Raw genomic sequence first — 11,679 nt, 5'->3', positions numbered from 1 at the left:
CCAGGCTAAGCGTCTGGTCGTTTTTCCTATTCAAAAGTCGTATTTTGCATCCTCCGCTTCCCTGATTTGGCGGTATGTTTCTGTGAGCACCATGGTATCTTCGACGAGACGGTCGAGTCGGAAGAAAACATCATCACTGATAATTTTCTTATTGAGAAAATCTTCGTCGTTCAGGAATACGTACGTCTGCACAATCTGCGCTTTCATATAGCCAAGAATCGGCTTCAGCTGCTGTTCCGGAATCAGAAAGTGTTTGTCCGATCCTGCGGTAGCGTATATGCTGACAATTTTCCCTTCTAGTCCGTCCTGAGGAAGAAGGTCGAAAATGTTTTTAAGTGTGGCCGGAATCGACGCCTGAAAGATAGGAGTGCCGATGAGGACAGCGTCCGCTTCCATAATTGTTTGCGCAACGTATCCCGTGTCTCCTTTATAGTCCAGATAGTTTCTCCCGTCACTGAACTCGACATCGTTATCACTGAGATCGATCAGGGTGAACGTATGGTCCGGATACTGACGTTCCACTGATTCTTTCACATAATCCATCGCTGTTCTCGTTTTAGAGCCGACTTTGGAGCCGGCGAGACCTACAATTCGCATCCGGGTTCCTCCTCACTTTTTAGTATGCTTCTTCACTTCCGGAAGAATCTTTTCACCGATCATGTCGATGTTTTTCTTCAATTTTTCAAATGGGACGCCACCGAAGTCCATTTGCGCAATGTAACGCTGATGACCGAATGTTTCGTGCTGGTAAAGGATTTTTTCGATGATTTGCTGCGGACTTCCGACGTTCATGACGCTTCTGGGATCTGCACCTTGGGCAAACATCTGCTTCGAGAAACCGTGTCCGTTCGTTTTCTTCATGCCTTCGTTGAAAAATGGATACGATTCGCGTAACGCTTCCTGCGTCGTTTCGCCAGGATAGAAAAACCCTGCCATAGAGACCGGGAGTTCATCCGGGTTGTGGCCGCCCTGAGCCGCTGCCTGTCGGAAGGTGTCCACGGTATTTTTGAAAGTGGAGACAGGACCTCCAAGCGCGGCAAAGAACATCGGCACGCCTTCGTACCCGGCTTTCATCGCACTTGCCGGGTGTCCGCCGACGGCACGCCAGATTGGAAGTTCCCCGTGCATCGGGCGTGGGAGAATGTGTGCATCTCTAAGTGGGGCACGGAAATTCCCGCTCCAGTTAAGCACTTCCTGTTCATTGATTTGACGCAGAAGATTGAATTTTTCTTCGTAAAGTTCCTCATAATCTTTCAGGCTGTAACCGAGGAGCTCGAAGTTTCCGGTGCGGGAGGCTCTCCCCGCAATCAGTTCGGTACGTCCACCTGAAATCAAGTCGATCGTTGCGAAATCTTCGAAGACACGCACCGGATCGAGGGTACTTATAATCGTGGAGGAACTGGCTATTTTTATTTTTTCCGTTGCCTGAGCGATGGCGCCGAGCACTACGGAGTGTGCCTGGGTCGTGAAATAGTCCTGGTGACTCTCTCCGACACTGAAAAAGTCGATACCCGCCTGTTCGGCAAGCTGTGATAATTCAATGATTTCGTTGAGTCGTTGGGACGCCGGGATACGCTCGCCGGTCGACGGGTTCGGCAAATGATCACCGAGGGTATATAATCCGAATTCTAATCCATTCGAAGGGTCCAATCCATATTTCATCAAAAACTCACCTTTCTCTTTTCATGTTTCTAATGTTAGTATGAGGGATAACAGAATGAATGAGAAGTACGTACTTTCAAGTAAGATAGTATCATTGATGATACTTATGGAGGGCACAGCGATGAACGAACATATTAAACCGGATCAATGTCAGGTCCAGGAAGCTATCGGGATATTGGTGGGGAAATGGAAACCGATTATTCTGCTCCATCTGATGAAAGAAGGAACACAGAGGTTCAGTGAATTGAAGCGGGAAATCCCCGAAATTACTCAGAAGATGCTGACGAAGCAATTGAGAGAATTGGAAGCGGAAGGGATTGTGGACAGGAAAGTCTATCCGGAGATTCCGCCGAAAGTGGAGTATTCGATTACCGAGTATGGTAAAGAGTTGCAGCCGATTCTGGAGGCGATGCATGAGTGGGGGGAGAAACATGCTCAAATGAAGAAGGAGAGAGCGTGAATTATTGTGCTAAAGTAAGGAATGATTTAGCCGTCAGTATTGAAAGAAATTGAAACACAGTGTTGCACGACGTTGGGCGGGCCCAAAGTGATAGTACAGTTTCGCAATAGTATTATACGAAAAATGAAAACAGAGTCGCTTCAGTATTCCCTCATCTCTCAAGGGTTTTCTGCAATTTAATTAAAATTTTATTGCGAACGAAGGGGACTACGATAGTACCTGTTCTTTCATAAAATAAGTGGCGAAGAAGAGAGAAAGGAGTTTCTTATGAAAACGGCATTCATTGCAGACATTCACGGAAACGCTACAGCACTGCAGGCGGTACTGGAAGATATAAAACGTCAGGGGGCAGACCGTGTAGTTATGCTCGGTGATCTCTGTTACCGGGGCCCGGAACCGAAGAAGTCGCTGGATCTTATACGAAATCTCGATGCTCCGGTCATTAAAGGTAATGCAGACGCCTGGATTACCCGCGGCGTGCGGGACGGAGAAGTGCCGGAGAAGAATATTAAAATGATGAGGGAAGAAAGAGAATGGGTGGCGGATAAGCTTACGGAAGAGGATATCTCCTATCTTAAAAACTTGCCGGAAAGTGTAACGGAAACTATCGGTGAGAAGGACGTATACTGCGTTCATGCGACGCCGGACAGCCTGTTTGATGTAGTGAAACCCGATACTCCCGAAGAGCAGGTGAAAGAAGAATATTTCGATAAGAAAGAAGCCGATGTTTATCTGTATGGCCATATTCACTTGCCTTATGTACGTCCTCTCGAGGGAAAAGTGATTGCGAATACCGGCAGTGTGGGCTTACCGTTCGATAACGATCCACGTGCTTCTTATCTGATAGTGAGCGAAAACAGTACGGAACTCCGCAAAGTTTCTTATGATGTTGAAGAAGCAGTGAATAAATTGTATGAGAACGACTATCCCCAGGCCGATCTGGTCGCGGATGTTTATAGAAGCGGTTCACTATAATGAGCTTGCCGGATCTTTCCGGCAGCTTTTTTATTTCGACCCGTCCAACCAATATTCCTGCAAACGTACGTTCTTGATTTTTTAACGGAAAGAAGATATCTTTAGAAAAGAAAGGACGTGACCGGCCGATGACTAAAGTCGTCATTTTAGCGGAAAAACCTTCCCAGGCGAAAGCGTACGCGGAAGCTTTTTCTGTTCAAACCAAAACGAAAACACATATTCAGCTTAAACCGGATCCCATTTTTCCGGAGGGTGCCACCATTACGTGGGGAGTGGGCCATCTTGTGGAACTTAAAGAACCGCAGGATTACAGGAAAGAATGGAAGAAATGGAAGCTTGAGGAGCTGCCGATAGTACCGGAAATATTCCAGGAGAAAGTGGCGAAAGGAAAGTGGGAACAGTTCCAGGCGGTGAAACAGCTGTTTAAGCAGGCGGATGTCATTGTGAATGCTGCCGATGTGGACCGGGAAGGATCGAATATTTTTTACAGTATCTACACACTGACAGGTGTGAAAAAGCCTGTGAAACGTCTGTGGATCAACTCCCTCGAGAAAGACGAAGTGAGGGAAGGGTTCCGTCAGTTGCAGAATAATGAGAAAGACAGACGTATGTTTGAAGAAGCGAAAGCGAGACAGATCAGTGACTGGCTCGTCGGAATGAATGCAAGCCGGCTTTTTACGTTGCATCTCCAGAAAAAAGGGTTCGGCAGTCACTTATCCATCGGCCGGGTCCAGTCTCCGACCGTCTATCTTATTTACCAGCGGCACAAAGAAATCGAAGAATTCGTTCCGGAACCTTTCTACCAGATAGAAGGCTCGTTTAAGGCAAAGAAGGGGACATACAAAGGTCTTGCCAAAATAAAGGAGAAAGACAAAGCGAAAGTGCAGGCGCTCATGGAGGAGCACAGTCTTAAAGAAGAAGATACGTACAGAGGTACAGTACGGAAAGTGGACAAGAAGGAAAAGCGTATCAGATCGCCTAAGCTACATTCTTTATCCACTCTTCAAAGCGTGGCGAATCGTATGTGGAAATACCCTCCTGCCAAAGTCCTGAAAATCGCCCAGCAGCTTTACGAGAAGAAACTGTTGTCCTATCCGAGAACGGACTGTAATTTCATCACACAGGGCGAGTTCAATTACTTAGTGAAGAAGGTGGATGATTATCAACAAGTACTTGGAAGCAGCTTCACACCGGCTACATTAAGGCCTGATAAACGATACGTGAACGGGGCGAAAGTAGAAGAACACTATGCGATCATACCGACTAAAACAACCCCGACGGCGAAGAAACTGGAAGGACTCCGCCGGGAAGAAAAGAACATTTACAACGAAGTGCTCGCTGTGACACTCGGTATGTTTCATAGAAATCATGTATATGAAGAAACGAAAATTCATACAGATGTTCATGGCCTCGTGTTCTTTTCCACAGGCAAAAGGGAAGTGGATGCAGGCTGGAAAGAGCTGTTTCCGAAACAGAAGAGAAAAGAAGAAATGCTGCCGGAGGTAAAAGAAGGGGAAGAACCGGAAGCCGAGGTCCATATAAAAGAAAGTATGACTCAGCCGCCAAAACCTTATACCGAAGGACAGCTGATCACGATGATGAAAACTGCCGGAAAGACGGTGGAAGATGAGGAAGATGTAGAAATACTGAAAGAAGTGGAAGGACTAGGTACAGAAGCGACCAGGTCGGGTATCATCGAGACGATCAAGAAACAGAATTATATTTCCGTTACGAAAAACAACGTGGCCATTACTGATAAAGGAATTATGCTGTGTGAGGCCATCGAAGGGACGCTTCTATCCAGTCCGTCCATGACTGCAAAATGGGAAGCGTACTTACGGAAAATCGGTGAGGGGGAAGGTTCGAAACAGACCTTCATAGATAATACGGAAAAGTTCATCAGAAAGCTGATGAAAGAAGCTCCTTCCTCCCTTGAAAAAGTCCAGCTGAGAGATATCGGAGAAACGAAGAAGAAATGGAACGAACCCATCGTCACCTGCCCGTCCTGTAAGACCGGGGCAATCGTGGACCGTTATAAGTTTTATGCCTGTTCCGGTTATAAAGATGGATGCAAAGTAACCTTCCCGAAACGTCTTGCTGGAAAAACGCTTACGGAAAACATGATAAAAACATTGTGTGAAAAGAAAAAAACGAAAGTGCTGAAAGGGTTCAAAAGCAAAAATAAGAAAACGTTCAGTACAGCACTGACGCTGGATGAGGATTACAATATCAAATTCGATTTCGGCGTCCCTGCCAAAGATAAAACAAAATGAGTTGCGAAAAGCCCGGGTCTCAAAGAGAGATCCGGGCTTTTCGGATGGAGATCAATTCATAATGACGGAGCCCTGCAGCAGTTCAGGTTTGGCACCGAGAATCATAAGGAAGACAGTGGAATCACTGATGTTTTCGTATTTTTTCAGCAGCTGTTTCAGTTCGTCGATGTCAGGATGCTCCTTCAGTTTCTGCACTTCCTCCTGATACAGACTCAGTATGGAAGTACGGAGAAATTTAGGGGCATATTTCGGCAGTTCTTCATTCTTTATGAGAGATGCCATATAACCGTATTTCAACTGCAGTTGTCTTGTCAGGCTGACTACGTGTACGAGCTGTTCACCAAGGTCGGGATAGGCCCGCTGGAGGTCGTCAACATCTCTTTTCACTTTATATAACTGGTTCAATCCTGCCACCATGTGTGTCATTATACGTGCACCCCTTTTTCCCATGGTTTCTCGAGACCGATTATTTCAGTAAGTTCCTTACTGTGCTGTTTTCTTATACGGCGGCGTTCCGCTCTTTCTTTCCCGGATTCATAAAGAAACTTTTCTTCTTCGGTTTCCGGAACGAGACGAGGCACGGTTATCGGCTTTTTGTTGTCGTCGAGGGCAACGAAAGTAAGGAATGCCGTTGCCGCCATGCGACGCTCTCCGGTAATCATATCTTCCGCAATGACTTTACAGAAGATTTCCATCGACTTGTTGCCTGTATAAGAAACGTATGATTCGACACAGACAGAGTCCGACTGATGTATCGGGTGAAGAAAGTCGATGGAATCCGTCGAGGCAGTGACACATTCTTTAGCCCGGGCATATCTGCGGGCGGAGAGTGTTGCGTTATTGTCCAATTTTTTCATAAGAGTCCCGCCGAAAAGTGTATTATAATTATTCAGGTCATTGATCATCACCTGATCGGTATTTACGATTAAACTTTCTTTTGGATGTTTCGTTTCCATATGATTCATTCCTTCTTTCCTGTTTGGTCAATTTGTTGATAAACCAAGTGTACGCCCGTTTCCGGGGGAAAGTGAAATAGAAATATATCATCTGTCACATAGATAATGTCTATGAAAATGTTTTCATCCATGTGTGTCAGGAATGAAAGCCGTGAATTAGAGCACGAAAAAACGGACAGGAGAGAAATCAATTCGATGTCTCTCCTATCCGTCAGATATACCGTATGTTCAGGAGGAGTTTTCGATAAGTCTTTCCTGAGTGAAACGGAGCCACTCTCTGGTAGCGTAAGATAAATAGTGGTTCTTTCTCCATATAAGACCGACGTTCCACTCGAGGGAAGGGTTGCGGATCTTGACGAGCCGGAGGTCTTCTTTCAGTAAATTAGCGACACTATAGGGCAATATGGAAATACCGAGCCCTGAAGTGATCATTTTACCGATGAAATCCCATTGGGACGTCTCCGAAATAGTTTTCGGAACAAACCCTGCCGACAGGCATGCATCGTGGATACGCTCATACAGGGCGAAATCTCTGTTGAAAGTGATGAAATCGTCATCCTTCAGCTCCTCCAGGTCTATTCTTTTCCTCCCGGCCAGAGGGTGGGAAGCGGGAAGAACCGCTTTCAACTCTTCTTTGATAAAAGAGAAGGTGTCGAATTCCTCTTCCTGCGGGGGAAGCACGGCTATACCTGCATCGAGGTGCTCATTAAGGATATCCTCTTCGATTTTTTTCGTGCCATTTTCAATCAGCTCGAAAGTGATGCGCGGATGCAACTGATGGAACTCTCCGAGGATTCCGATGAATAACTCTGCATCAAGAATCGGAGGGAGACCGATTCTTATGTGCCCTTTCTGCAGACCTATCAGGTCATCGAGTTCCGTCTGCAGGTTTTCGGAAGCTTTTACTATCGTTTTCGCTTTGTCATAAATGGCCCGTCCGGCATCAGTAAGTACCAGCTGTTTACGGGACCGGTCAAACAGTTCGACGCCCAGCTCCGTTTCGAGGTTTTTGATCATTTTGCTGATGGTGGGTTGAGTCACGTACAAATGCTCCGCAGCGCGTGTGAAGCTTTCGAACCGGGTGACTTCAATAAAGTACGTAAGATGTCTGATATCCATAGATTCACCTGTTTTCTCCAAGTTTTATGTAAAATTGTATCACAGTAGGCATAAAACATGCCTGACCTCGCTTTTGCGGCGGGAGATCAGGCATGTTTTCCTTATCATACAGCTTTATTTTCTTTCTTTCTCTTTCTTTTCGGGGAAACTTCCCGACTGGCAGCTTTATAGAAGGAATATCCCATCATAAGTACAACGATGGAAAAAGGGAAGGCAGCTATTATGAGAACGTTCTGCAGGCCCTGGGTCCCTCCGAAGTAAGTGATAATCGCTGCCATGGCAGAAAGTGTGAGACCCCATATGATTTTTACACGTCCGCCGGGTTCAAGGGAGCCTTCGGATGAAAGCATGCCGAGAACGAACGTAGCCGAGTCTGCCGACGTAATGAAAAAGATGGCGATAACGACCAGTGTAATAAGCGACATGAAGAATCCGAGCGGATACTCAGCGAGTGTGGCGAACGTAGCAGTTTCCATCGGATAGTCCGAAATAGTCGCAAGACCGCTCTGCTCTACTTCGAGTGCAGAGACGCCGAAAACCGTGAAGAATACGAAGCAGATGATAGACGGGACGAACAGAACTCCGAGCATAAATTCTTTAATAGTACGGCCGCGCGAGATCCGGGCTATGAAAATTCCTACAAACGGTGACCAGGAGATCCACCACGCCCAGTAGAAAATCGTCCAGCTGTCGATCCACGTTCTGTTTTCTTCATTCATTGGGGCAATGCGGAAACTCATGTCGAAGAAGTTGGCCACGTAGCCCCCGATGGAAGCGGTGAACATATTCATAATGTAAAGGGTCGGTCCTATAATCAACAGGAGAACCATAAGGGCAATACCCAGAATCATGTTGATATTACTCAAGTATTTAATACCCTTACTCACGCCGGACCAGGCAGAGAATATGAAAAGTACTGTAGCGACTACAAGGATGATCAGCTGTACCCAGTAATTACCGGGAGCGTCAAAAAGAAAAGCGAGCCCCTGGTTTATCTGTGCCGTACCGAAACCGAGAGTCGCAGCCACGCCTGTGACGGTAGCCACAATAGCCAGCGTGTCGATGATTTTCCCAAGAGTTCCTTTCATTCGGTCCTCACCGAAAATTGGTGTCAGAGTAGCACTGACTAAGCCCGGATAATCTTTATGGAACTTGAAATAGGCAAGTACGAGTGCCACGAGCGCATAAATTGCCCAGGCGTGCAGCCCCCAGTGGAAAAATGAAAAGCGGAGGGAATCCATAATCGCCTGCTCACTTCCGGGCTCTGCGGTCGGACTGTTATTGAAGGCGTGGGAAATCGGTTCGGCCGTTGTCCAGAACACAAGTCCCATTCCCATACCGGCACTGAAAAGCATGGCGAACCAGGAGGCCAGCCCGAATTCCGGTTTTTCATCCTGTTTGCCGAGTTTTATGTGGGAAAAACGTGAGAAAATGAGGTAGACGCAGAAAGCAAGCATTACCATGACAATAAGCAGATAATACCAGCCGAATCTGGTCGAGATGAATGAAGTGGTTGCAGCAGTGACCGTCTTCAGGTTTTCAGGACCGATTACACCCCAGAGAACAAATATAAAACATACGATGATACCATACCAGAATACCGAAGATACCTTTTTCATAAAACCGCTCCTTATGTAATTTAGTATAAAAACTTACCGGGGTTAAGAACAGTTACTTATACTAAATAAAAATTGACATTTTTGCAAATTAATATAAAACCTAACGCCCAGTGCCGGTATTTTACGTTACCCTTATGTCAATTATGTCAAACCGGTTACATCTGTGTTTTTTGGGTTAGTCCCGTTCATAAAAGGGAACAATAGTAGTAAGAAGGAGGTGGGAATGGTGTGGTGGTTTACTATTGGGATGTCGGTGCTTGGAGGACTGATTACACTTACTGCTGTTTTCGATAAAAAGAACAAAAATGATTCCTACAGTCGTTATGATAACGAAGAGACAGTGGAAGAATTTTACCGCGAGCATGGAGCAGTCAGTAAGGCGGAGGATCCGGAATATACCAAATACTTCTGACGGGGGCACCGGCATACGTAAAACGTATGCCGGCTTATTTTTTCAATAAAAAATCGCCTCCTCTGTATAGAGTGAGACGATTTCTTCCGTTTAGACTCCCGCTTTTTCTTTCTTTCCTTTTTTACGGGCTTTTTCTTTTTCGATCTGTTTACTTCTGAGCTGGCCGCAGGCGGCATCGATATCGGTGCCGTGTTCAGTACGGACCCCGCACTTGATACCTCTGTCCATCAGAGTCTGGTAGAAGTTCAATATGGCTTCTTTGTCGCTCCGCTCATAAGGGTTATCGGCGACAGGATTGTAAGGGATAAGGTTGACGTAAGACAGGTGTTTCTTATCCATAAGCAGGTCCGCCAGCTGATGCGCTTCTTTCACGTGGTCGTTGACATCTTTCAGCAGTATATACTCGAACGTAATACGTCGATTCGTTTTCTCTAAATAGTAATCGATTGCCGGCATCAGTTTCTCGAGAGGATAGGCCCGGTTAATCTTCATAATCTGGGTCCTCAGTTCGTTGTTCGGAGCATGGATGGAGAGGGCCAGGTTGATCTGGATGCCTTCATCTGCAAACTCATACATTTTCGGTGCAATTCCACTTGTGGAAACCGTTATGTGGCGGGCACCGATAGAGAGACCTTTTTTATCGTTGACGACGTTAAGGAAGTCGATCAGGTTGTCGTAGTTATCGAACGGTTCCCCGATTCCCATCACTACGATATGACTGACGCGCTCGCCTTTTTGTTTTCCGTCAAGGTCATGCTGGACTTTCATGATCTGTTCGGTAATTTCGCCTCCTGTAAGGTCGCGGTTTTTCCTGAGAACACCGCTGGCACAGAAGGAGCAGCCGATATTGCAGCCGACTTGCGTCGTCACACATACGGAAAGTCCGTAGTTAAAACGCATCAGTACCGTTTCAATGATGTTTCCATCGTGAAGTTTAAACAGGTACTTGACAGTGCCGTCTTCGGATTCCTGTTTGATTTCTTCGGACAGTGTTTCGATGGTGAAGTTTTCCTTAAGTACGTCTATGCAGGACTGGTTCACGTTTTTCATATCGTCGAAGTCCGTGACCCTTTTCTGATAGAGCCATTCCCACACCTGTTTCGAACGGAACTTTTTCTCGCCATGGTCTACGAGCCAGTCCGTCAGCTGTTCGAACGTCAGTCCGTAAATAGATGTTTTCATAAATACGCTCCTCGTTGTCTAAAATTCGCTATTCCTATAGTAAGGGATAGGAGAAACAGATACAAGATATATGTTTCATAAAGTCAAGTGGAAAGCTTAGAAGGACGCAGGGATGATTTGTGATAGTATGGGTGATGAAGAAATAGCGGAGGAGAGCATCGACTGGAAACGGAATTTTAAGCGGGTGGAGAGATGACATGATATACATATTTATAGCAGTTGCAGGGTTTATCGGAGCAGTGCTCCGTTACATCACAGGGGAAGTTTTATTCAGGCCGGACACGATATTTCCTTTCGCGACACTCTTTATCAATATAGTGGGCAGTTTCCTGCTTTCGTGGCTGACGTTTCATACTCTTCCCATGTCTGCCCAGTTGAAAAAAGCGATTGGCACCGGTGTGCTCGGGTCTTTCACCACTTTTTCCACTCTGAGCGCGGAAACAGTATCGCTGCTGGAGAGAGAGTTCTACGCTGTCGCTTTTTTATACATATCTCTTAGCTTCGCAGGTGGCACTATAGCTGCCAGCGCAGGCAGTAAAGCGGGACCGGGGAAGGGGGGAGAAGTGTGACGATTCTTTCAATTATTCTCGTCGGTCTTGGTGGAAGTATCGGCGCCCTGCTGCGTTTTTCTTTCAGTGAAAAATGGAACAGTGGATCATTCCCTACAGGCACGCTGGCCGTCAACTGGTTCGGAAGCTTTTTTTTAGGAGCACTTATCGGAGCCGGGTTTTCCGGACATCCGTTCTTATTTGCGGGCACTGGAATGGCAGGAGCGTTGACCACCTTCTCTACCATGCAGCTGGAAGGAATCACTCTTTATAAAAGGATTGAAAGGAAGAGATTTCTTCTATATCAATTTATAAGCTACACGGGCGGAATCGCTCTTGCCTGGGCAGGAATGTGGGCAGGGAGATTATTCCATTAGCGGGTAGATATTCTTTCTTTTCACTGCTCTTTATTTAGGGTATAGTGAAAGAAATGTAATTCCGGCCGGATGTGAACATAAGCAGCCTTAAGAAAC

At 46.2% G+C, this 11,679-nt stretch carries 13 protein-coding genes; 6 read left to right on the top strand and 7 right to left on the bottom strand.

Translation table 11 applies throughout. From position 1 onward, the window contains the following. Positions 1-30: 30 nt before the first annotated feature. Complete coding sequence (locus BLU03_RS01920) at positions 31-597, bottom strand: NADPH-dependent FMN reductase (protein WP_093105163.1); 567 nt, start codon at positions 595-597, stop codon at positions 31-33. 12 nt (positions 598-609) lie between these two features. Then, positions 610-1,662, bottom strand: a complete 1,053-nt coding sequence (locus BLU03_RS01915) for an LLM class flavin-dependent oxidoreductase (protein WP_407690196.1) — start codon at positions 1,660-1,662, stop codon at positions 610-612. A gap of 121 nt (positions 1,663-1,783) precedes the next feature. Between BLU03_RS01915 and BLU03_RS01910 the strand changes: the two genes are divergently transcribed. From BLU03_RS01910 to BLU03_RS01900, 3 genes are all read left to right on the top strand, one after another. Beyond that, positions 1,784-2,122, top strand: coding sequence for a winged helix-turn-helix transcriptional regulator (locus tag BLU03_RS01910; RefSeq protein WP_093105160.1), 339 nt, complete (start codon positions 1,784-1,786; stop codon positions 2,120-2,122). A 267-nt stretch (positions 2,123-2,389) separates the two neighbouring features. Then, positions 2,390-3,097: a metallophosphoesterase family protein gene (locus BLU03_RS01905; protein ID WP_093105158.1), complete on the top strand. Its 708-nt coding sequence runs from the start codon at positions 2,390-2,392 to the stop codon at positions 3,095-3,097. Between the two features lie 128 nt (positions 3,098-3,225). After that, positions 3,226-5,370: a type IA DNA topoisomerase gene (locus BLU03_RS01900; protein WP_093105155.1), complete on the top strand. Its 2,145-nt coding sequence runs from the start codon at positions 3,226-3,228 to the stop codon at positions 5,368-5,370. A gap of 51 nt (positions 5,371-5,421) precedes the next feature. Here the strand turns inward: BLU03_RS01900 and BLU03_RS01895 are convergent, their stop codons facing one another. The 4 genes from BLU03_RS01895 to BLU03_RS01875 all read right to left on the bottom strand — a co-directional run bounded on the left by BLU03_RS01895 (position 5,422) and on the right by BLU03_RS01875 (position 9,064). After that, on the bottom strand, positions 5,422-5,796 hold the full coding sequence (locus tag BLU03_RS01895) for a hypothetical protein (protein WP_076569414.1): 375 nt from the start codon (positions 5,794-5,796) through the stop codon (positions 5,422-5,424). Then, a complete protein-coding gene (locus BLU03_RS01890; RefSeq protein ID WP_008592299.1) occupies positions 5,796-6,326 on the bottom strand; it encodes an acyl-CoA thioesterase in 531 nt (176 codons plus the stop codon). Before BLU03_RS01890 ends, BLU03_RS01895 begins: the two co-directional genes overlap by 1 nt. 228 nt (positions 6,327-6,554) lie before the next feature. Further along, positions 6,555-7,445 (bottom strand): LysR family transcriptional regulator, encoded by an 891-nt coding sequence (locus BLU03_RS01880; RefSeq protein WP_008592295.1) that lies wholly within the window; start codon positions 7,443-7,445, stop codon positions 6,555-6,557. 104 nt (positions 7,446-7,549) lie between these two features. Continuing rightward, a complete protein-coding gene (locus BLU03_RS01875) occupies positions 7,550-9,064 on the bottom strand; it encodes a BCCT family transporter (RefSeq protein ID WP_008592293.1) in 1,515 nt (504 codons plus the stop codon). 223 nt (positions 9,065-9,287) lie between these two features. Here BLU03_RS01875 and BLU03_RS01870 point away from each other — a divergent pair, with 223 nt between their 5' ends. Further along, positions 9,288-9,476, top strand: coding sequence for a hypothetical protein (locus BLU03_RS01870; protein WP_008592291.1), 189 nt, complete (start codon positions 9,288-9,290; stop codon positions 9,474-9,476). Positions 9,477-9,566: 90 nt separating this feature from the next. Here the strand turns inward: BLU03_RS01870 and rlmN are convergent, their stop codons facing one another. Continuing rightward, positions 9,567-10,658, bottom strand: coding sequence for a 23S rRNA (adenine(2503)-C(2))-methyltransferase RlmN (rlmN, locus tag BLU03_RS01865; RefSeq protein WP_008592289.1), 1,092 nt, complete (start codon positions 10,656-10,658; stop codon positions 9,567-9,569). Positions 10,659-10,855: 197 nt separating this feature from the next. Between rlmN and BLU03_RS01860 the strand changes: the two genes are divergently transcribed. Next, positions 10,856-11,227: a fluoride efflux transporter FluC gene (locus BLU03_RS01860; protein WP_093105150.1), complete on the top strand. Its 372-nt coding sequence runs from the start codon at positions 10,856-10,858 to the stop codon at positions 11,225-11,227. Further along, positions 11,224-11,583, top strand: a complete 360-nt coding sequence (locus tag BLU03_RS01855) for a fluoride efflux transporter FluC (protein ID WP_008592287.1) — start codon at positions 11,224-11,226, stop codon at positions 11,581-11,583. The genes BLU03_RS01860 and BLU03_RS01855 overlap by 4 nt, the downstream gene beginning before the upstream one ends. The last annotated feature ends 96 nt before the right edge of the window (positions 11,584-11,679 follow it).

Source organism: Salimicrobium album, from assembly GCF_900107115.1.
In the GTDB taxonomy this organism is placed as follows: domain Bacteria; phylum Bacillota; class Bacilli; order Bacillales; family Halobacillaceae; genus Salimicrobium; species Salimicrobium album.
Note: the sequence above shows the minus strand (reverse complement) of the source record. Positions and strands in the feature narration are given on the sequence as shown.

Coding starts and splice junctions, on each gene's coding strand:
- BLU03_RS01870 (WP_008592291.1), top strand. CDS start 9,288: ATGGTGTGGTGGTTTACTATTGGGATGTCGGTGCTTGGAGGACTGATT.
- BLU03_RS01915 (WP_407690196.1), bottom strand. CDS start 1,662: ATGAAATATGGATTGGACCCTTCGAATGGATTAGAATTCGGATTATAT.
- rlmN (WP_008592289.1), bottom strand. CDS start 10,658: ATGAAAACATCTATTTACGGACTGACGTTCGAACAGCTGACGGACTGG.
- BLU03_RS01910 (WP_093105160.1), top strand. CDS start 1,784: ATGAACGAACATATTAAACCGGATCAATGTCAGGTCCAGGAAGCTATC.
- BLU03_RS01860 (WP_093105150.1), top strand. CDS start 10,856: ATGATATACATATTTATAGCAGTTGCAGGGTTTATCGGAGCAGTGCTC.
- BLU03_RS01880 (WP_008592295.1), bottom strand. CDS start 7,445: ATGGATATCAGACATCTTACGTACTTTATTGAAGTCACCCGGTTCGAA.
- BLU03_RS01875 (WP_008592293.1), bottom strand. CDS start 9,064: ATGAAAAAGGTATCTTCGGTATTCTGGTATGGTATCATCGTATGTTTT.
- BLU03_RS01920 (WP_093105163.1), bottom strand. CDS start 597: ATGCGAATTGTAGGTCTCGCCGGCTCCAAAGTCGGCTCTAAAACGAGA.
- BLU03_RS01900 (WP_093105155.1), top strand. CDS start 3,226: ATGACTAAAGTCGTCATTTTAGCGGAAAAACCTTCCCAGGCGAAAGCG.
- BLU03_RS01895 (WP_076569414.1), bottom strand. CDS start 5,796: ATGACACACATGGTGGCAGGATTGAACCAGTTATATAAAGTGAAAAGA.
- BLU03_RS01905 (WP_093105158.1), top strand. CDS start 2,390: ATGAAAACGGCATTCATTGCAGACATTCACGGAAACGCTACAGCACTG.
- BLU03_RS01890 (WP_008592299.1), bottom strand. CDS start 6,326: ATGGAAACGAAACATCCAAAAGAAAGTTTAATCGTAAATACCGATCAG.